The following is a 20,180-nucleotide window of genomic DNA, read 5'->3' as shown; positions in this document are numbered from 1 at the left end:
TCGTCGTACGACACCAGGAGCCATCGATGTTCGAGGCGGTCGAGGAACTGATCGGCGAGCACGCCGACCTTGAGAAGAAGCTTGCCGACCCGTCCGTCCACGCGGACCAGGCCAACGCGCGCAAGCTCAACAAGCGGTACGCGGAGCTGACCCCGATCGTCGGCACCTACCGCTCCTGGAAGCGGACCGGCGAGGACATCGAGACCGCCCGGGAGTTCGCCGCCGACGACCCCGACTTCGCCGCCGAGGTCAAGGAGCTGGAGAAGCAGCGCGAGCAGCTCACCGAGAAGCTCCGGCTGCTGCTGGTGCCCCGCGACCCCAGCGACGACAAGGACGTCATCCTGGAGGTCAAGGCCGGTGCCGGAGGCGACGAGTCCGCCCTCTTCGCCGGCGATCTGCTGCGGATGTATCTGCGCTACGCCGAGCGCGTCGGCTGGAAGACCGAGATCATCGACTCCACCGAGTCCGAGCTGGGCGGCTACAAGGACGTCCAGGTCGCCGTGAAGACCAAGGGCGGCCAGGGCGCCACCGAGCCCGGCCAGGGCGTCTGGGCCCGGCTCAAGTACGAGGGCGGGGTGCACCGCGTCCAGCGCGTGCCCGCCACCGAGTCCCAGGGCCGCATCCACACCTCCGCCGCCGGTGTGCTGGTCACACCCGAGGCCGAGGAGATCGACGTCGAGATCAACGCCAACGACCTGCGGATCGACGTCTACCGCTCCTCCGGGCCCGGCGGCCAGTCCGTCAACACCACCGACTCCGCCGTGCGCATCACCCATCTGCCCACCGGTGTCGTCGCCTCCTGCCAGAACGAGAAGAGCCAGCTCCAGAACAAGGAGCAGGCCATGCGTATCCTGCGCTCCAGGCTGCTCGCCGCGGCCCAGGAGGAGGCCGAGAGCAAGGCCGCGGACGCGCGCCGCAGCCAGGTCCGCACCGTGGACCGCTCCGAGAAGATCCGTACGTACAACTTCCCGGAGAACCGCATTTCGGACCACCGCGTCGGCTTCAAGGCGTACAACTTGGACCAGGTGCTCGACGGAGAGCTCGACGCCGTGATCCAGGCCTGCGTGGACGCCGATTCCGCCGCCAAGCTCGCCGCCGCGCAGTAGTACCCACGACCGCGAGTACCCACGACCGCGCAGTAGCCCCAGAACGCTCCCGTACGAACCGGGTGGAGGACCAGTGAACCTGCTGCTTGCCGAGGTGGCCCAGGCCACCCAGCGGCTGGCCGACGCCGGCGTGCCGTCCCCGCGCTTCGACGCGGAGGAGCTGGCCGCGTTCGTCCACGGAGTGAAGCGGGGCGAGCTGCACACCGTCAAGGACGCCGACTTCGACGCCCGCTACTGGGAGACCGTCGCCCGCCGCGAGGCGCGCGAACCGCTCCAGCACATCACCGGGCGCGCCTTCTTCCGCTATCTGGAGCTCCAGGTCGGCCCCGGTGTCTTCGTGCCCCGGCCCGAGACCGAGTCGGTCGTGGGCTGGGCCATAGACGCGGTACGCGCGATGGACGTCGTCGAACCGCTCATCGTCGACCTCTGTACGGGCTCCGGGGCCATCGCCCTGGCCATGGCGCAGGAGGTCCCGCGCTCCCGGGTGCACGCCGTCGAACTCTCCGACGACGCGCTCGGCTGGGCCCGCAAGAACGCCGACGGCTCCCGGGTCACCGTCCACCAGGGCAACGCGCTCACCGCCCTGCCCGAACTGGACGGCCAGGTCGACCTGGTGATCTCCAACCCGCCGTACATCCCGCTCACCGAGTGGGAGTACGTCGCCCCCGAGGCCCGCGACCACGACCCGGAGATGGCCCTGTTCTCCGGCGAGGACGGCCTCGACACCATCCGCGGCATCGAGCGCACCGCCCACCGGCTGCTGCGCCCCGGCGGCCTCGTCGTCATCGAGCACGCCGACACCCAGGGCGGCCAGGTGCCGTGGATCTTCAGCGAGGAATCCGGCTGGGCGGACGCGGCCGACCACCCCGATCTCAACAAGCGCCCGCGCTTCGCCACCGCCCGCAAGGCGATGCCGTGACGACGACCGTGTACGTGTACGAGGAGGCCCCCTGATGGCTCGGCGATACGACTGCAACGACGCGAGCGACCGCGCGACCGGCCTGCGCGAGGCCGTGTCGGCGGTACGCCGCGGTGAGCTGGTCGTGCTGCCCACCGACACCGTCTACGGCGTCGGCGCGGACGCCTTCGGCTCGGAGGCGGTGGCCGATCTGCTCGCCGCCAAGGGGCGCGGCCGGAATATGCCGACGCCGGTTCTCATCGGCTCCCCGAACACCCTCCACGGGCTGGTCACGGACTTCTCCGAGCAGGCCTGGGAGCTGGTCGACGCCTTCTGGCCGGGGGCGCTCACCCTGGTCGCCCGGCACCAGCCGTCGCTCCAGTGGGATCTGGGGGACACCCGGGGCACCGTCGCGATCCGGATGCCGCTGCACCCGGTCGCGATCGAGCTGCTCACCGAGACCGGGCCGATGGCGGTCTCCTCCGCCAACCTCACCGGGCACCGGTCGCCGGAGGACTGCGACGCCGCGCAGGAGATGCTCGGCGACTCGGTCTCCGTCTACCTCGACGGCGGCCCGACCCCCGGGATCGTCCCGTCCTCGATCGTCGATGTCACCGGCGAGCTCCCGGTCCTGCTGCGGGCCGGCGCGCTCGACGCGGACGAGCTGCGCAAAGTCGTACCCGACCTCGAGGTGGCCCCTTGATCGTCCCCGAGGGGCGTGGCATAGGCACGGAGCACTGCTTCCGCATCCTCCACGTCAGCACCGGCAATGTCTGCCGCTCGCCGATCACCGAGCGGCTGACCAGGCATGCCCTGAGCGACCGCCTGGGCTCCCTGGTGAGCAGCGGGCTCGTGGTGGAGAGCGCGGGGACCTGGGGGCACGAGGGGGCCCCGATGGAGGCCAACGCGGAGATCGTGCTCGCCGATTTCGGGGCGGACGCGAGCGGGTTCGTGGGGCGGGAGCTGCTGGACGAGCATGTGATCCGGGCGGATCTGGTGCTCACGGCGACCCGGGACCACCGGGCGCAGGTGATCTCGATGGGGCACTCGGCGGGGCTGCGGACCTTCACGCTGAAGGAGTTCACCCGGCTGGTGCGGGCGATCGATCCGGCGACGCTGCCGGACGCGCGCGACGAAGGGGTGGTGGAGAGGGCGAGGGCGCTGGTGAGGGCGGCGGCGGCGCTGCGGGGGTGGTTGTTGGCTCCGAGCCCGGACGCGGATGAGGTGTACGACCCGTACGGGGCGCCGATCACCTTCTTCCGCTCGATCGGGGACGAGATCAACCAGGCCCTGGACCCGGTGGTCACGGCCCTCACGGGCATCCCGGCTCCCACCTGCCGCTAGGCCGTCCCTTTCGGCTCGGGCCGGGCTCGCGGGCCCTGGCACGCGCCTCGCGGTCGCCGGCGCCGGGGCGTGGGCTCCGTCCTCCGCCTCGCGACCCAGGACCCCGGCCCCCGCTCATCGACCCGACCCGATCCGAAAGCCCCCCACCCTCCCGGGGCCCTCGCGCCTCCATCGCCGACGGGGCTCGGGCGCGCTGCCCCGCCGTCTCCACCGCCCCACCCGAGGACGGCAACCCGGACGATTTCAGCCTGTCCGGCGTGTGAGGACGGCCCCGGCGTCAGGGGTGGCCCGAGCATTCTCAGCCTGTCCGGCGTGTGAGGGCGGCCCCGGCGTCAGGGGTGGCCCGAGCATTCTCAGCCCGTCCGGCGATTGAGGACGGACCCCGCGCCACGGGAGAGCCGCAGCGAACCCGGCCCGCCCGGGCCCGGAGGGCCACCGCTGTCCCGTCCGGGGGCCCCAGGAGTGGGGCGGGCATACATTGGAGGCGGAACGAGACACACCGCTCGGCATGGAGCACACCATGACCGCCAGCACCGCACCCCCCTTCGCCGACCTCCCCACCCTGCACCACCAGGACCCCGAGATCGCCGACATCATCCTCGCCGAGGCCGCCCGCCAGGCCACCACCCTCCAGCTGATCGCCGCCGAGAACTTCACCTCCCCGGCCGTGCTCGCCGCCCTCGGCTCCCCCCTGGCGAACAAGTACGCCGAGGGCTACCCGGGCGCCCGTCACCACGGCGGCTGCGCCCTGGTCGACACCGCCGAGCGGATCGCCCGTGAGCGGGCCACCGCGCTCTTCGGAGCCGCGCACGCGAACGTACAGCCGCACTCCGGCTCCTCGGCCGTCCTGGCGGCGTACGCGGCCCTGCTCAGCCCCGGTGACACCGTCCTCGCCACGGCGCTGGCGCACGGCGGCCACCTCACCCACGGCTCCCCGGCGAACGTCTCCGGGCGCTGGTTCGACTTCGTCGGCTACGGCGTCGACCCCGTGACCGGCCTGATCGACTACCCGCGGGTCCGCGCCCTCGCCCGCGAGCACCGCCCCCGGGCGATCGTCTGTGGCTCGATCTCCTACCCCCGCCACCCCGACTACGCCCTCTTCCGGGAGATCGCGGACGAGACCGGCGCGTATCTGATCGCCGATTCCGCCCACCCGATGGGCCTGATCGCGGGGGGTGCCGCCCCCAGCCCCGTCCCGTACGCGGATGTGGTCTGCGCCACCACCCACAAGGTCCTGCGCGGCCCGCGCGGCGGGATGATCCTCTGCGGGGAGGATCTGGCCGAGCGCGTCGACCGCGCGGTGTTCCCGTTCACCCAGGGCGGCGCCCAGATGCACACCGTCGCCGCGAAGGCCGTCGCCTTCGGCGAGGCGGCGACCCCGGCCTTCACGGCCTACGCCCACCAGGTGGTCGCCAACGCCCGGGTCCTCGCCGCCGCCCTGGAGGCCGAGGGCTTCGGCCTCCTCACCGGCGGCACCGACACCCATCTGATCGGCCTGGACCCCTCCCCGCTCGGCACGGACGGCAGGACCGCCCGGGCCAGGCTCACCGCGGCCGGTCTGGTCCTGGACACCTGCGCCCTGCCGGCGGGCGACGGACGCGGCATCCGGCTGGGCACCGCCGCCCTCACCACCCAGGGCATGGGGGAGCCCGAGATGGCCGAAATCGCCGCCCTGCTCACCCGCGCGGTGCGCTCCGCGGACGGCCCGTCGCCGAGGGTACGTGCGCAGGTCCGCGAGCTTGCGGGTAGATTTCCGCCCTATCAGGGGTAGCCGCAGTCCTGTGGAACCGTTCCCCGGCACCCGTATGTCCTCGACCATGTGGCCACCACAGCTAGGGTGTGGGGCTGAGATGGCCAGCGATTCCTGTGGGGCAGCCCGTGCGTGATTACCTGCTGACGCTCTGTGTCACGGCCGCGGTGACCTATCTGCTCACCGGTCCGGTGCGGAAGTTCGCCATCGCGACCGGGGCGATGCCGGAGATCCGTGCCCGAGACGTCCACCGAGAACCGACTCCGCGGCTCGGCGGCATCGCCATGTTCTTCGGCCTCTGCGCCGGACTGCTGGTCGCCGACCACCTCCAGAACCTGAACAGCGTCTTCGAGCTGTCCAACGAGTCCCGGGCCCTGCTCTCGGGCGCCGCCCTGATCTGGATCATCGGTGTCCTGGACGACAAGTTCGAGATCGACGCCCTGATCAAGCTCGGCGGCCAGATGATCGCCGCCGGTGTGATGGTGATGCAGGGTCTGACGATCCTGTGGATTCCCGTCCCCGGCGCGGGCATGGTCTCGCTGACCGACTGGCAGGGCACCCTGCTCACCGTGGCGCTGGTGGTGGTCACCATCAACGCGGTGAACTTCGTGGACGGCCTCGACGGTCTCGCCGCCGGCATGGTCTGCATCGCCGCCGCCGCGTTCTTCCTCTACGCGTACCGGATCTGGTACAGCTACGGCATCGAGGCCGCCGCCCCCGCGACCCTCTTCACCGCGATCCTCATGGGCATGTGCCTGGGCTTCCTGCCGCACAACATGCACCCCGCGCGGATCTTCATGGGCGACTCGGGCTCGATGCTGATCGGCCTGGTGCTGGCCGGTGCCGCGATCTCGCTGACCGGCCAGGTCGACATGGACGCCCTGAGGCTCTTCGAGGGCGGCAGCGACCGTGATGTCACCCACGCCGCGCTGCCGGTCTTCATCCCGCTGCTGCTGCCGCTGACGATCATCGCGATCCCGCTGGCCGACCTGGTGCTGGCGATTGTCCGCCGCACCTGGAACGGCCAGTCCCCGTTCGCCGCCGACCGGGGCCATCTGCACCACCGGCTGCTGGAGATCGGGCACTCCCACAGCAGGGCGGTGCTGATCATGTACTTCTGGTCGGCGCTGATCGCCTTCGGGGTGGTCGGCTACTCCGTGCACTCGGCGTCCCTGTGGATCGTGATGGTGGTCGTCGGGCTGAGCGCGGTGGGCCTGGTCCTGCTGCTGATGCCGCGCTTCACCCCGCGCGCCCCCCGGTGGGCCCAGTCCTTCGTCCCGCCGCGCTACCGGCGCCGCAAGTTCCCTGCGGGGACGGCGACTTCACCCGAGCCGGGGGACGGCTCCGGGGCCCCCGGGGCGCCCGTGGAGGGCTCCGCCGGGGCGGCGGACGCGGAGGGCGGCACGGCCCCCGGGGGAGCGGGTGAGCGGCCGGAGCGGCCTCCCGTGCCGGCGGGTGTCAACGGGGCGACCGCCCTGGGTGCCCGCTCCCGCGCTCCCCACCGGCGGAAGGCCGGAACGCGCGGCTGACGTTTCCGTCCTTTTGTGGGCAATAGCACAGAAGTCCATACCCATTCTGTGCACACACGGGCGCATTACCTCTCATGTGTGATAGCTGGCACACGCCTGGGTAAAGACCTCATCAAATAGTTTGTGATACGGTTCACGAGAACCGGCGACAGCGCCGAAGGACCGTGGTGCGACGGTCCTTTGGCCCCGAGGACCCGACTCGGATCCGGATTACGCTCGTCCATGACGACACACCACTGCCATTCCCCCCAGGAAGCGGAGCTGCCGCCATGCCGTCCAACGACGCCCGCACATTCCTCCAGATCGCCGTACCCCCAGCCGCCACCGGCGTCATCGCCGCCGTGGTCAGCGCTGTGGTGGCCGGCGGCAAGGGGGCTCTCGGCGCGATCATCGGCACCCTGGTGGTCATCGGTTTCATGGGGATCGGCATGGTGGTCCTCCAGCGGACGGCCAAGTCACTCCCGCACCTGTTCCAGGCCATGGGACTGATGCTCTACATGGCGCAGCTGCTGCTGCTCTTCATGCTGATGGCCCTGCTCAAGGACACCACGGCGTTCGATTTCAAGGCCTTCGCCTTCTCGCTGCTCGCGGCGACCATCGTCTGGGTCGCGGCCCAGGCCCGCTACTTCATGAAGGCCAAGATCGTCTATGTCGAACCTGAGTCCTCGAAGGGCGAGACGACCCAGAAAACGGGGTCGCCGTCGTGAAGGGTAGGGCCGGTATAAAGAGCCGTTCGCGATCCTGCTATCGTCCGGTGCCAACTACTGCGGCACAGCGGGCGCGGGCATCTGAGCTGACGCCTGCTCATTCGCGAGGCTCCATGCCCGCCAGCCGCCCTCACATCCGTAACACCAGTCCAGTGCCGAACCGCGGCTGCGCGCCGCGCCGACACAACGAGGTTGCCGTACCCATGCGCCACGCTGAAGGAGCCCGCGGTGAGTGCTGACCCCCAGATGCTCGCCTTCGACCCGAACTGTCAGATCTTCTCCGGGTGCGGGTTCCCAGCGCCGGGCCTGCACACGTTCATGTACGAGCCCATCTTCACGGTGTCGGGCTTTGAGTTCACCAAGCCGATGCTGCTCGCTTTCATCGGCTCTTTCCTGATCATCGGTTTCTTCTGGGCCGCTTTCAGCAAGCCGAAGCTCGTGCCCGGAAAGCTCCAGATGATCGGTGAGGCCGGGTACGACTTCGTCCGCCGCGGCGTCGTCTACGAGATCATCGGCAAGAAGGACGGCGAGAAGTACGTCCCGCTGATGGTGTCGCTGTTCTTCGTCGTATGGATCATGAATCTCTGGTCCATCATTCCGTTCGCCCAGTTCCCGGTCACCTCGCTGATCGCCTTCCCGGCGGGTCTCGCGCTGATCGTGTACGTGCTCTGGGTCAGCCTGACCTTCAAGAAGCACGGTTTCGCGGGCGGTTGGAAGAACATCCTGGGCTACGACAAGAACCTGGGAGCGATCCTGCCCCTGGTGATGGTCCTGGAGTTCTTCTCCAACATGATCATCCGCCCGTTCACGCACGCGGTCCGGCTCTTCGCGAACATGTTCGCCGGCCACATGCTGATCGTGATGTTCACCCTGGCGACCTACTACCTGATGAACGGCTTCGGCTTCGTCTACGCCGGCGCGTCCTTCGTCATGGTCCTGGCGATGATCGTCTTCGAGCTCTTCATCCAGGCGGTCCAGGCGTACGTCTTCGTGCTTCTGGCCTCCAGCTACATCCAGGGCGCCATCTCCGAGCACCACTGAGCCAGCTCCCACCCCTCCAGACCAGCAGTCGTCCGGTGGCCAACCCCCACCGGGACATTGAAAGAGAAGGAAGAACCGGCATGTCCGCTCTCCAGACCCTCGCCGCCGAGAACGCCGTCTCCGGCAACGTCAACGCTGTCGGCTACGGCCTCGCCGCGATTGGCCCCGGCATCGGCGTCGGCATCATCTTCGGTAACGGCACCCAGGCCCTCGCCCGTCAGCCCGAGGCCGCTGGTCTGATCCGTACCAACCAGATCATGGGTTTCGCCTTCTGTGAGGCGCTTGCCCTCATCGGCATCGTCATGGGCTTCGTCTTCAAGTAAGCCGACCGACAGCCCAATCTCTTTTCACGGAAGGCACTGATGTGATCGCTCAGTTCAATCTTGCGGCGGTGGAGGAGCAGCCTCCGCTCATCCCGCATCTCGACGAGCTCATCATCGGCCTGATCGCGTTCGCCATCGTCTTCTTCTTCCTCGCCAAGAAGCTCCTCCCGAACATCAACAAGGTTCTGGAAGAGCGTCGGGAAGCCATCGAGGGCGGCATCGAGAAGGCCGACGAGGCGAAGACCGAGGCCGAGAGCGTACTGGAGCAGTACAAGGCCCAGCTCGCCGAGGCTCGTCACGAGGCCGCTCGACTGCGCCAGGAGGCGACCGAGCAGGGCACCGCGATCATCGCGGAGATGAAGGCCGAGGGCCAGCGGCAGCGTGAGGAGATCATCGCGGCCGGTCACGCCCAGATCGAGGCCGACCGCAAGGCTGCGGCGGCCGCGCTCCGCCAGGACGTGGGCAAGCTCGCCACCGACCTGGCCGGCAAGCTCGTCGGTGAGTCCCTGGAGGACCACGCCCGCCAGAGCCGCACCATCGACCGCTTCCTCGACGAGCTCGAGGACGGCGCATCGAAGGCCGAGGCAACCCGATGAACGGAGCGAGCCGGGAGGCACTGGCTGCCGCACGCGAGTCCCTCGACGCGCTGACGGACAACACGTCCGTCGACGCGGCGAAGCTCGCCGAGGAGCTGGCTGCCGTCACCGCCCTGCTCGACCGCGAGGTCTCGCTGCGTCGGGTCCTGACCGACCCGGCGCAGTCCGGCGAGGCCAAGGCCGAGCTGGCGGGCCGCCTGCTGGGCGGACAGGTGGGCGGCGAAGCCGCCGACCTGGTCTCCGGCATGGTCCGTGCCCGCTGGTCGCGCTCCCGCGACCTGGTCGACGGTCTTGAGGAGCTGGCGGCCACCGCCGACCTCACCGCCGCCCAGCAGGCGGGCAAGCTCGACGACGTCGAGGACGAGCTGTTCCGGTTCGGCCGGATTCTCGACTCGAACGGCGGACTGCGGTCCGCGCTCACCGACCGCTCGGCCACCGTCGCCGCCAAGGCCGAGCTGCTGCGCAGCCTGCTGGGCGGCAGGGCCAACCCGGTCACCGAGCGTCTGGTCGTCCGGCTCGTCACCAAGCCCCGTGGACGTAGCCTGGAGGCGGGACTCGACTCCCTGTCCAAGCTCGCCGCGGCGCGCCGGGACCGGATGGTCGCCGTCGTCACCTCGGCGGTGCCCCTCAGTGACCAGCAGCGGGAGCGCCTCGGCGCCGTGCTCGCGAGGGTCTACGGCCGGCAGATGCACCTGAACCTGGACGTGGACCCCGAGGTCCTCGGCGGGATCTCGGTGCGGGTCGGCGAGGAGATCATCGACGGCACGATCGCGGACCGTCTCGGCGAGGCGACTCGCCGTATGGCCGGCTGACAGCCGCCACCAACTGAACATCACGGCATACGAGCAGTACCAGCGGCCCGGTTGGGCCGTGCAGAGATTGCAGAAGATTCCTGGGGGTCGGCCCCCAGACCCCCTTAAGAAACTTCGGGCCCAACAAGGAGAGCAGGGAACCCAGATGGCGGAGCTCACGATCCGGCCGGAGGAGATCCGGGACGCGCTGGAGAACTTTGTCCAGTCGTACAAGCCGGACGCGGCCTCGCGCGAGGAGGTCGGTACGGTCAGCGTGGCCGGCGACGGTATCGCCAAGGTGGAGGGACTTCCCTCGGCCATGGCGAACGAGCTGCTGAAGTTCGAGGACGGAACCCTCGGCCTCGCCCTCAACCTTGAGGAGCGGGAGATCGGTGCGATCGTCCTCGGCGAGTTCAGCGGTATCGAGGAGGGTCAGCCGGTCACCCGTACCGGCGAGGTCCTGTCCGTAGCCGTCGGCGAGGGCTACCTGGGTCGCGTCGTCGACCCGCTCGGCAACCCGATCGACGGCCTCGGCGAGATCGAGACCGAGGGACGCCGCGCCCTCGAACTGCAGGCCCCCGGCGTCATGATCCGCAAGTCGGTTCATGAGCCGATGCAGACCGGCTACAAGGCCGTCGACGCCATGGTGCCGATCGGCCGCGGTCAGCGTCAGCTGATCATCGGTGACCGCCAGACCGGCAAGACCGCCCTGGCCGTCGACACGATCATCAACCAGCGTGACAACTGGCGCTCCGGCGACGTGAACAAGCAGGTCCGCTGCATCTACGTCGCCATCGGCCAGAAGGGCTCCACCATCGCGTCCGTGCGCGGCGCGCTGGAGGAGGCCGGTGCCCTGGAGTACACGACCATCGTCGCCGCCCCGGCGTCCGACCCGGCCGGCTTCAAGTACCTGGCGCCCTACACCGGCTCGGCCATCGGCCAGCACTGGATGTACCAGGGCAAGCACGTCCTGATCATCTTCGACGACCTGTCGAAGCAGGCCGACGCCTACCGTGCCGTGTCGCTGCTGCTGCGCCGCCCGCCGGGCCGTGAGGCCTACCCGGGTGACGTCTTCTACCTGCACTCGCGTCTGCTGGAGCGCTGCGCCAAGCTCTCCGACGACCTGGGCGCCGGCTCGATGACCGGTCTGCCGATCGTCGAGACCAAGGCCAACGACGTCTCGGCGTTCATCCCGACCAACGTCATCTCCATCACCGACGGCCAGTGCTTCCTGGAGTCCGACCTGTTCAACGCCGGTCAGCGCCCGGCCCTGAACGTCGGTATCTCGGTCTCCCGAGTCGGTGGCTCCGCGCAGCACAAGGCCATGAAGCAGGTCTCCGGCCGTCTCCGCGTGGACCTCGCCCAGTTCCGTGAGCTGGAGGCGTTCGCCGCCTTCGGTTCCGACCTGGACGCGGCCTCCAAGGCGCAGATGGAGCGCGGCAAGCGCATGGTCGAGCTGCTCAAGCAGGGCCAGTACCAGCCGATGCCCGTCGAGGAGCAGGTCGTCTCCGTCTGGGCCGGTACCACCGGCAAGATGGACGACGTCCCGGTCGAGGACATCCGCCGCTTCGAGTCCGAGCTGCTGGAGCACCTGCGCCGCGAGCGCAAGTCCCTGCTCACCAGCATCGCCGAGGGCGGGAAGATGTCGGACGACACCCTGACCGCGGTCGGTGACGCGATCGCCGCCTTCAAGCGCCAGTTCGAGACCTCGGACGGCAAGCTTCTGGGCGAAGACGCTCCGGTCAGCACCAGCAAGTGACGACGGAAGGGACCTGACTCATGGGAGCCCAGCTCCGGGTCTACAAGCGTCGCATCAAATCCGTCACCGCGACCAAGAAGATCACCAAGGCGATGGAGATGATCGCCGCCTCGCGCATCGTCAAGGCGCAGCGCCAGGTGGTGGCCTCCACCCCGTACGCGACCGAGCTCACCCGCGCGGTGACGGCGGTGGCGACCGGGTCGAACACCAAGCACCCGCTCACCACCGAGGTGGAGGCGCCGGTCCGCGCCGCGGTCCTGCTCATCACGAGCGACCGCGGTCTGGCCGGCGGCTACTCGGCCAACGCCATCAAGGCGGCGGACGCGCTCACCGAGCGGCTCCGGGGCGAGGGCAAGGAGGTCGACAGCTACATCGTCGGCCGCAAGGGTGTCTCGTACTACGGCTTCCGTGAGCGCAAGGTCATGGAGTCGTGGACCGGGTTCACCGACAACCCGACCTACGCGGACGCCAAGAAGGTCGCGGGTCCGCTGATCGCGGCGGTCCAGCAGGACACGGCCGAGGGCGGCGTGGACGAGCTCCACATCGTCTTCACCGAGTTCATCTCGATGCTGACGCAGACGCCGGTGCAGAACCGGCTGCTGCCCCTCAGCCTGGAGAACGCGGCCGATGAGAGCACGGGCAAGGGCGAGATCCTGCCCCTGTTCGACTTCGAGCCGTCGGCGGAGGACGTCCTCGACGCCCTGCTGCCGCGCTATGTCGAGAGCCGGATCTACAACGCGCTGCTCCAGGCCGCTGCCTCCAAGCACGCCGCCACCCGCCGCGCGATGAAGTCGGCGACCGACAATGCCGGAGAGCTGATCAAGTCTCTCTCCCGGCTTGCCAACGCGGCCCGCCAGGCCGAAATCACCCAGGAAATCAGCGAGATCGTCGGTGGAGCCAGTGCCCTTGCCGACGCGACCGCGGGGAGTGACAAGTAATGACGACGACAGTTGAGACGGCCGTTGCCACGGGCCGCGTCGCCCGGGTCATCGGCCCGGTCGTCGACGTGGAGTTCCCCGTCGACGCGATGCCGGAGATCTACAACGCGCTGACCGTCGAGGTGGCCGACCCGGCCGAGGACGGCAAGCTCAAGAAGCTGACGCTGGAGGTCGCCCAGCACCTCGGTGAAGGCGTGATCCGCGCGATCTCGATGCAGCCCACCGACGGTCTGGTCCGCCAGGCCCCGGTGACCAACACCGGCGAGGGCATCACCGTCCCCGTGGGTGACTTCACCAAGGGCAAGGTGTTCAACACCCTCGGTGAGGTGCTGAACGTCCCCGAGGCGAACAAGGACATCACCGAGCGGTGGCCCATCCACCGCAAGGCGCCCAGCTTCGACCAGCTCGAGTCCAAGACCGAGATGTTCGAGACCGGGATCAAGGTCATCGACCTTCTCACCCCGTACGTCAAGGGTGGAAAGATCGGCCTGTTCGGTGGTGCCGGTGTCGGCAAGACCGTGCTGATCCAGGAGATGATCTACCGCGTCGCCAACAACCACGACGGTGTGTCGGTCTTCGCCGGCGTCGGTGAGCGCACCCGTGAGGGCAACGACCTCATCGACGAGATGAGCGAGTCGGGCGTCATCGACAAGACGGCGCTCGTCTTCGGCCAGATGGACGAGCCCCCGGGCACCCGTCTGCGCGTCGCCCTGGCCGGTCTGACCATGGCGGAGTACTTCCGCGATGTGCAGAAGCAGGACGTGCTCTTCTTCATCGACAACATCTTCCGGTACACCCAGGCCGGTTCCGAGGTGTCCACCCTGCTCGGCCGTATGCCGTCCGCGGTGGGTTACCAGCCGAACCTGGCGGACGAGATGGGTCTCCTCCAGGAGCGCATCACCTCGACCCGCGGTCACTCGATCACCTCGATGCAGGCGATCTACGTCCCCGCGGACGACCTGACCGACCCGGCCCCGGCCACCACCTTCGCCCACCTCGACGCGACGACGGTTCTCTCCCGTCCGATCTCCGAGAAGGGCATCTACCCGGCCGTGGACCCGCTGGACTCCACGTCCCGCATCCTGGACCCGCGCTACATCGCGCAGGAGCACTACGACGCCGCCACGCGCGTCAAGGGAATCCTGCAGAAGTACAAGGACCTCCAGGACATCATCGCGATTCTCGGTATCGACGAGCTGGGCGAGGAGGACAAGATCGCTGTCCACCGTGCCCGTCGCGTGGAGCGCTTCCTGTCCCAGAACACCCACGTCGCCAAGCAGTTCACCGGCGTGGACGGCTCGGACGTGCCGCTCGACGAGTCGATCGCCGCGTTCAACGCGATCTGCGACGGAGAGTACGACCACTTCCCCGAGCAGGCGTTCTTCATGTGCGGTGGCATTGAGGACCTCAAGGCCAACGCCAAGGAGCTGGGCGTCTCCTGAGTCGACGGACTCTCCCGGGGGGCGGGACTCGTCCCGCCCCCCGGGGTTCTCGCCCTCGTACCCGGCCGTGAAATGCCGGGGAAAGGGGCCCGGGCGCTTCGGCGCCCGGAGCCCCATTAGACTTTGACCCAACACCCGGCATCATCGCCGGGTGGTGACCCGAGGAGCCACCCTTGGCTGCTGAGCTGCATGTCGAGCTGGTCGCCGCGGACCGGCAGGTCTGGTCCGGTGAGGCCACGCTGGTCGTCGCGCGCACCGCGTCCGGCGACATCGGTGTCATGCCCGGTCACCAGCCGCTTCTCGGTGTGCTGGAGTCGGGCCCGGTGACCATCCGTACCAGTTCCCCCGAGGGAGCCGGCACGGTGGTCGTCGCTGTGCACGGCGGTTTCATCTCCTTCGCCGACAACAAGCTGTCGCTGGTGGCGGAGATCGCCGAGCTGGCGGATGAGATCGATGCCCAGCGCGCCGAGCGTGCGCTGGAGCGCGCCAAGTCGGACGAGGACGCCGCCGCCGAGCGCCGTGCCGATGTCCGGCTGCGTGCGGTGGCGGTGCGCTAGCACCCCGCCGACAGTCGTTACCCTCAGCCGCGGCCCGGACTGGAGACCTCCAGACCGGACCGCGGCTGAGGCAATGCAGGTGCGTCATGGATGGCGTTGGGGACGATGCGAGGAGGTCGGTGGAATTGTTCCTCGCGGTGCTGGTGAGCATTCTGGCGCTGGTCGCCCTGGTGGGGATCGGGCTGTTCGTCTTCGGGCTGCGCCGGCGGCTGATCCAGCGCTCCGGAGGTACGTTCGACTGCTCGCTGCGGTGGAACCTCCCCGAGGAGCCCGGTACCGGCCCCTCGGGCGCGCCCTCCGGCAAGGGCTGGGTCTACGGCGTCGCCCGCTACAGCGGTGACCGGATCATGTGGTTCCGGGTATTCTCGTACGCGCCCCGTCCGCGCCGTGTCCTGGAGCGCTCGGCCATCGAGGTCGTCGCCCGCCGCACCCCGGAGGGCGAGGAGGAGCTGGCGCTGCTCTCCGACGCCGTCGTGCTGGGCTGTCTGCACCGCGGGGTCCGGCTGGAGCTGGCGATGAGCGAGGACGCGCTCACCGGCTTTCTCGCCTGGCTGGAGGCCGCTCCCCCCGGCCAGCGGGTGAATGTGGCCTGAGCCCTCCGCGGGCGGGCCGTACGAAGGGGCCGGGGGATCGCCCCGGCCCCTTCTCTCTGCCACCGGCTGTTCCGAGCCCGGTGTGTATCAGTGGACCGCTACGGCTTGAGGCCGTTGTCCATCGCGGTGATCAGCTCACCGTTGCTGGTGTCGCCGCTCAGGTCCCAGGCGAAGGAACCGCCGAGGTTCTGGCTCTTGACCCAGCTCATCTTGCTGGTGAGGGTCGCCGGGGTGTCGTAGCTCCACCAGTTGTTGCCGCACTTGGCGTAGGCGGTGCCGCCGATGGTCCCGGTGGCGGGGCAGGTGTTCTTGAGGACCTTGTAGTCCTCGAAGCCGGGCTCGTAGGTGCCCGCGGCCGGTCCGGTCGCGGTGCCGCCCGGGGTCGCCTGGGTGACGCCCGTCCAGCCGCGGCCGTAGAAGCCCACGCCGAGGAGCAGCTTCTCGGACGCCACGCCCTTCGCCTTCAGCTTGGCGATCGCCGCCGCCGAGTTGAAGCCCTCCTGCGGGATGCCGGGGTAGGAGGTGAGGGGCGAGTGCGGGGCCGTCGGACCCTGGGCCGCCCAGGCGCCGAAGAAGTCGTACGTCATCACGTTGTACCAGTTGAAGAACGGTGCGGCGCCCGCGTAGTCAGCCTTGTCGATCTTGCCGCCGTTGGAGGCGTCGGCGGTGATCGCAGCGGTGAGCAGGTAGTTGTTGCCGACCTTGGCACGGAACGCCTGCGCCATGGTCTTGATGACCGCGGGGCCGCTGCTGTCGCAGGTCAGACCGCAGGCGTTGGGGTACTCCCAGTCCAGGTCGATGCCGTCGAACACATCGGCCCACCGCGGGTCCTCGACCAGGTTGTAGCAGGACTCGGCGAAGGCGGCCGGGTTCTGCATGGCCTGGGTGAAGCCGCCGGACCAGGTCCAGCCGCCGAACGAGAACAGCACCTTGATGTGCGGGTGCTTCTTCTTCAGCTCGCGGAGCTGGTTGAAATTGCCGCGCAGCGGCTGGTCCCAGGTGTCGGCGACGCCGTCGACGGACTGGTCGGCGGTGTACGCCTTCTCGTAGTCGGCGTAGGAGTCACCGATGGTGCACCGGCCGTTCTGCACATTGCCGAACGCGTAGTTGATGTGGGTGATCTTCGCGGCGGTGCCGGAGGTGTCCAGGTTCTTCACGTGGAAGTTGCGCCCGTAGACGCCCCACTGCGTGAAGTAGGCCATCTTGATCTTGGAGCCGGGGTTGACGGTGCCGGGCGTGCGGAGCTGGTGGGCACCGCTGAACGCGCCGAGCTGGTCGGCCGTGTCCCGCGCCTGGACGGTGTAGGAGTAGTCCGTGGCCTTGGTCAGACCGGTGTCCGTGAACGTCAGACCGGTGACCGTGCCGACCTTGGCGCCGTCGCGGTAGATGTCGTAGTTCTTGACACCCTTGTCGTCGGTGGCCGCGGTCCACGCCAGCGCCGCCGAGGTCTCGGTGACACTGCTGGAGGTGGGGGTGCCGGGCGCGGACGGGGGGTTGTCGCCCGGGACCGTGCCGCCGTCACAGGAGCCGCCGTTGAGCGAGCAGTTGGACGGGGAGCCCGTGCCGGTGCCGTTGAAGCCGAAGGTGGTGGTGGCCCCCGGTGCCAGCGAGCCGGCCCAGGACTTGTTCTTGGCCGTCCACCGGTTGCCGGTGTTGGTCACGTCCGCGTCCCAGGCGGAGGTGACCCGGGTGCCGGCCGGGAAGTCCCACTCGACCGTCCAGGAGCTGATGGTCGTGGTGCCGGTGTTCTTGATGGTCCACTTGCCCTCGAAGCCATTGCCCCAGTCGGAGCCCTTGGCGTACGTGGCGGTCGCGGAGGTGGCCGCCTGGGCGGGGGTGGCGATCACGACCAGTGCCGCGAGCGGGAGGATCAGCGCGGTGAGCGCCGCGACGATCCTGGAGCGGGTGGAGAGCCGCTCGGGAGGGGTAAGACGCTTTCTGAGGCCGTGCAGTGGTGGGGGTTGAGTGCTCACGGGTGCTCCTTGTGGAGGTCCGGACAGTGGGGTGGACCGTGCACTGCGCACTCTGCGTGGCTCACCGCAGCGTGTGTAGCGGTGAGAGTAGGAAGGTCTGGACCAATCGTCAATAGGTCCAGACCAAAGGCGGCGGGTAGCCGCCCACTGGCGTGAAACGTTCCGTCAGAGTCCCAACTCCTGCGCCAGCACCGCCGCTTGCACCCGGCTGCGCAGCTCCAGCTTCCCCAGCACCCTGCTGACATGGGTCTTCACCGTCGCCTCGGCCATGTGCAGCCGTACCGCGATCTCCGCGTTGGACAGCCCCTCGCCGACACAGCAGAGCACCTCGCGCTCCCGCCGGGTGAGCGCGTCCAGCACGGAGGGATCGGGCGCGCCGGGGGAGCGGACCGGGTGCGGGGCGGCGAACTCCGCGATCAGCCGGCGGGTGACGGCCGGGGAGATCAGCCCCTCGCCGCGCGCCACCGTGCGCACCGCCGCCAGCAGGTCCCGCGCCTCGGTGTTCTTCAGCAGAAACCCCGAGGCGCCCGCCCGCAGCGCCCCGAAGATGTACTCGTCCAGATCGAACGTGGTCAGCACGAGCACATCGGCCAGCCCCTCCGAGACGATCAGCCGGGTCGCCGACACCCCGTCCAGCAGCGGCATCTGGAGGTCCATCAGCACCAGGTGCGGGCGGAGCTCCCGGGCCAGGCGCACCGCCTCCTCACCGTCGGCGGCCTCGCCGACCACCTCGATCTCCGGTGCGCTGCGCAGGATGAGGACCAGCCCCGCCCGTACCGCGCTCTGGTCCTCGGCGACCAGCACCCGGATGTGCTCCGCCCCGCCCGGCCGCTCCCCGGGTCCCGCCCCCGCCTCCGCCTCCGGCCTCGTCGCTCCGGTCATGGCGTGGGCTCCTTCTCGTCCTGGACGGGCAGTACTGCCCGTACGCGCCAGATCTTCTCCGCGCCGCCCGGCGGGCCGTCGGCCGGCCCCGCCTCGATCTCGCCGGAGAGCAGGGCCACCCGCTCCCGCATCCCCACCAGACCGGCCCCCGAGCCGGGCGCGCGGGGCCCCGAGCGGTTGCCGAACGGGCTGGTCACCGTCACGGTGAGGGACTCGCCCGCACGGTGGGCGAGCACCACCCGGACCTCGCCCGGCCGGGCGTGCTTGAGGGCGTTGGTCAGACACTCCTGCACGATCCGGTAGGCCGCCAGCTCCACCGGCGCGGGCAGCACGAGCCCCTCGCCGCGCCGGTCGTCGAGGACGAACCCGAGCCCGCTCGCGGCGCCGTTGGTACGGGCCTGCCCGACCAGGGCCGCCAGCCCGGCGAGGGTGGGCGCGGCGGCCGGCGCGCCGTCCTCGCTCCGGTCTCTCAGCAGCCCGATCAGACGGCGCATCTCGGCCAGTCCGGCGACGCTGTTCTCCCGGATCACCCCCAGGGCGTCCCGGGAGGTCGCCGGGTCGTCCAGGGAGAGCGCGGCCGTGGAGTGGATGGCGATGGCGGAGAGATGGTTGGCGACCATGTCGTGCAGCTCCCGGGCCATCCGCCCGCGCTCGGCCGTCACCGCCTGCGCCCGGTCCATCTCGGCCAGCAGCGCGGTCTGCTCGGCGCGCAGCCGGGCCGCGTCGGCGGCGTCCCGGTGGTTGCGGATGATCGCCCCGGTGATCGCGGGACCGAAGGTGACCAGGCCGACGACCACCCCGAGGAAGAGCCCCTCCGGGGAGCGGAGCACCGCCAGCAGCCCGATGGTGGAGGCGATGGTGATCAGCCCGGTGGTGACCGGGACCCGCCGGGCGGCGGCGGGCGAGCCGTACACCACCGCCACGTACACCCCGTCGGTGAAGAGCAGCACGGTGACGAGGCTGCCCACCGTGAACTGGTCGCCGACCAGCGCCACCGTGTCCACGGACAGGGTCAGCAGCGGCATCGACCGGCGCAGCAGCGACTGCGCGCTGATCACGGCCAGCGGCACCAGGGCCGCCCAGGCCGGCAGACCGCTCCGGTTCGGCTGGGTGTACAGATCCAGCGACCACAGCAGCAGACCGCCGAGGAAGGCCGTCACGGCGAGGAGCACATCGGCGCGCGGGGGACGGGGAACGCTCACCTCTCCATCCAACACGGCCCCCGGCCCTCCGGGCTCCCCGACAGGGCTGAGCTGCGACTACATCGAAGGATGCAGTGCGGGTTCCTCACTGGCGACGACGCCGGGCCGCCCCGGGGACGGGAGGCTGGAGGAGGTGAAGGGAGAGAGCCGTGATCGTCACGCTGATCATCATCTGTGAGGTCGGCTTCTGGGTGCTGCTGGCCGCCGGGCTCGCGGTGCGGTATCTGCTGAGGATGCCCCGGCTGGGCGCCGCCCTGCTGCTGTGCGAACCGCTCCTGGAGGTCGTGCTGCTGATCGCCACCGCGATCGACCTCAGGAACGGCGCCGAACCCAACTGGACCCACGGTCTGGCGGCCCTGTACATCGGCTTCACCGTCGGCCACGGCCACCGCACCGTGAAGTGGCTCGACGGCCACGCGGCCCACCGCTTCGGCGGCGCGCCGCCGCCGGTCAAGCCGCCGAGGTACGGCAGGGCGCGCGGCATCCACGAGATGAGGATCTGGGGCGGCACCCTGGTGGCCGCCGCCGTGGCGACCGTGCTGCTCCAGCTCGCCATCTGGTACGTGGGCGACGCCGGCAGCCCCGACTCGCTCCAGGCCTGGATGTACCAGTCGTGGAAGATCGCCGGCATCCACGGCGTCATCGCGCTGGCCCATCTCCTCTGGCCGGGCTCCGGCCCGGGAGCCGAGGACGGCGGGTCCGGCGCCGGGGACGGCGACCGCGCGCCGGTCCGGGTCGAGCGCCGCTGA

General features: G+C 69.7%; 20 protein-coding genes. 17 read left to right on the top strand and 3 right to left on the bottom strand.

The window, feature by feature from the left end; genetic code table 11:
* Positions 1–26: 26 nt before the first annotated feature.
* The 16 genes from prfA to ACWCRA_RS07525 all read left to right on the top strand — a co-directional run bounded on the left by prfA (position 27) and on the right by ACWCRA_RS07525 (position 15,374).
* Positions 27–1,106, top strand: a complete 1,080-nt coding sequence (prfA, locus tag ACWCRA_RS07600) for a peptide chain release factor 1 (RefSeq protein WP_351550256.1) — start codon at positions 27–29, stop codon at positions 1,104–1,106.
* A 73-nt stretch (positions 1,107–1,179) separates the two neighbouring features.
* Positions 1,180–2,025, top strand: a complete 846-nt coding sequence (gene prmC / locus ACWCRA_RS07595; protein ID WP_351550254.1) for a peptide chain release factor N(5)-glutamine methyltransferase — start codon at positions 1,180–1,182, stop codon at positions 2,023–2,025.
* A 34-nt stretch (positions 2,026–2,059) separates the two neighbouring features.
* On the top strand, positions 2,060–2,707 hold the full coding sequence (locus ACWCRA_RS07590) for an L-threonylcarbamoyladenylate synthase (protein ID WP_351550251.1): 648 nt from the start codon (positions 2,060–2,062) through the stop codon (positions 2,705–2,707).
* On the top strand, positions 2,704–3,348 hold the full coding sequence (locus ACWCRA_RS07585; protein WP_351550248.1) for an arsenate reductase/protein-tyrosine-phosphatase family protein: 645 nt from the start codon (positions 2,704–2,706) through the stop codon (positions 3,346–3,348). The genes ACWCRA_RS07590 and ACWCRA_RS07585 overlap by 4 nt, the downstream gene beginning before the upstream one ends.
* 520 nt (positions 3,349–3,868) lie before the next feature.
* Complete coding sequence (locus tag ACWCRA_RS07580; RefSeq protein ID WP_351550246.1) at positions 3,869–5,119, top strand: serine hydroxymethyltransferase; 1,251 nt, start codon at positions 3,869–3,871, stop codon at positions 5,117–5,119.
* A 107-nt stretch (positions 5,120–5,226) separates the two neighbouring features.
* Complete coding sequence (locus ACWCRA_RS07575; RefSeq protein WP_451067014.1) at positions 5,227–6,627, top strand: undecaprenyl/decaprenyl-phosphate alpha-N-acetylglucosaminyl 1-phosphate transferase; 1,401 nt, start codon at positions 5,227–5,229, stop codon at positions 6,625–6,627.
* 269 nt (positions 6,628–6,896) lie between these two features.
* Positions 6,897–7,334, top strand: coding sequence for a hypothetical protein (locus ACWCRA_RS07570; RefSeq protein ID WP_351550241.1), 438 nt, complete (start codon positions 6,897–6,899; stop codon positions 7,332–7,334).
* 228 nt (positions 7,335–7,562) lie between these two features.
* Entirely contained in the window at positions 7,563–8,375 is an 813-nt protein-coding gene (atpB, locus tag ACWCRA_RS07565; protein WP_351550238.1) for a F0F1 ATP synthase subunit A, read from the top strand.
* A gap of 80 nt (positions 8,376–8,455) precedes the next feature.
* A complete protein-coding gene (gene atpE / locus ACWCRA_RS07560; RefSeq protein WP_344472436.1) occupies positions 8,456–8,698 on the top strand; it encodes an ATP synthase F0 subunit C in 243 nt (80 codons plus the stop codon).
* A gap of 41 nt (positions 8,699–8,739) precedes the next feature.
* Positions 8,740–9,294 carry a F0F1 ATP synthase subunit B gene (locus tag ACWCRA_RS07555; RefSeq protein WP_351550234.1) on the top strand — a complete coding sequence of 185 codons (555 nt, stop codon included), beginning with the start codon at positions 8,740–8,742 and terminating at the stop codon, positions 9,292–9,294.
* Entirely contained in the window at positions 9,291–10,106 is an 816-nt protein-coding gene (locus ACWCRA_RS07550; protein WP_351550231.1) for a F0F1 ATP synthase subunit delta, read from the top strand. Before ACWCRA_RS07555 ends, ACWCRA_RS07550 begins: the two co-directional genes overlap by 4 nt.
* 145 nt (positions 10,107–10,251) lie before the next feature.
* Positions 10,252–11,844, top strand: a complete 1,593-nt coding sequence (gene atpA / locus ACWCRA_RS07545; RefSeq protein WP_351550228.1) for a F0F1 ATP synthase subunit alpha — start codon at positions 10,252–10,254, stop codon at positions 11,842–11,844.
* A gap of 20 nt (positions 11,845–11,864) precedes the next feature.
* Positions 11,865–12,782, top strand: coding sequence for a F0F1 ATP synthase subunit gamma (locus ACWCRA_RS07540; protein ID WP_351550225.1), 918 nt, complete (start codon positions 11,865–11,867; stop codon positions 12,780–12,782).
* Entirely contained in the window at positions 12,782–14,224 is a 1,443-nt protein-coding gene (gene atpD / locus ACWCRA_RS07535; RefSeq protein ID WP_351550222.1) for a F0F1 ATP synthase subunit beta, read from the top strand. The genes ACWCRA_RS07540 and atpD overlap by 1 nt, the downstream gene beginning before the upstream one ends.
* Before the next feature lie 173 nt (positions 14,225–14,397).
* Complete coding sequence (locus ACWCRA_RS07530) at positions 14,398–14,781, top strand: F0F1 ATP synthase subunit epsilon (RefSeq protein ID WP_351550219.1); 384 nt, start codon at positions 14,398–14,400, stop codon at positions 14,779–14,781.
* A 125-nt stretch (positions 14,782–14,906) separates the two neighbouring features.
* Positions 14,907–15,374 carry a DUF2550 domain-containing protein gene (locus ACWCRA_RS07525; protein WP_351550302.1) on the top strand — a complete coding sequence of 156 codons (468 nt, stop codon included), beginning with the start codon at positions 14,907–14,909 and terminating at the stop codon, positions 15,372–15,374.
* A gap of 98 nt (positions 15,375–15,472) precedes the next feature.
* On the opposite strand, the gene ACWCRA_RS07520 is transcribed toward ACWCRA_RS07525, so the two are convergent.
* The 3 genes from ACWCRA_RS07520 to ACWCRA_RS07510 all read right to left on the bottom strand — a co-directional run bounded on the left by ACWCRA_RS07520 (position 15,473) and on the right by ACWCRA_RS07510 (position 19,431).
* Positions 15,473–17,347, bottom strand: a complete 1,875-nt coding sequence (locus ACWCRA_RS07520) for a glycosyl hydrolase family 18 protein (RefSeq protein WP_451067013.1) — start codon at positions 17,345–17,347, stop codon at positions 15,473–15,475.
* Between the two features lie 165 nt (positions 17,348–17,512).
* On the bottom strand, positions 17,513–18,157 hold the full coding sequence (locus ACWCRA_RS07515; protein WP_351550296.1) for a response regulator transcription factor: 645 nt from the start codon (positions 18,155–18,157) through the stop codon (positions 17,513–17,515).
* Between the two features lie 68 nt (positions 18,158–18,225).
* A complete protein-coding gene (locus ACWCRA_RS07510) occupies positions 18,226–19,431 on the bottom strand; it encodes a sensor histidine kinase (RefSeq protein WP_351550216.1) in 1,206 nt (401 codons plus the stop codon).
* Between the two features lie 149 nt (positions 19,432–19,580).
* Here ACWCRA_RS07510 and ACWCRA_RS07505 point away from each other — a divergent pair, with 149 nt between their 5' ends.
* Complete coding sequence (locus ACWCRA_RS07505) at positions 19,581–20,180, top strand: hypothetical protein (RefSeq protein WP_351550213.1); 600 nt, start codon at positions 19,581–19,583, stop codon at positions 20,178–20,180.

This window comes from Streptomyces sp. NPDC001889 (genome assembly GCF_053594535.1).
The sequence above is the reverse complement of the archived record's forward strand: the minus strand, read 5'-3'. Positions and strand labels throughout refer to the sequence as shown.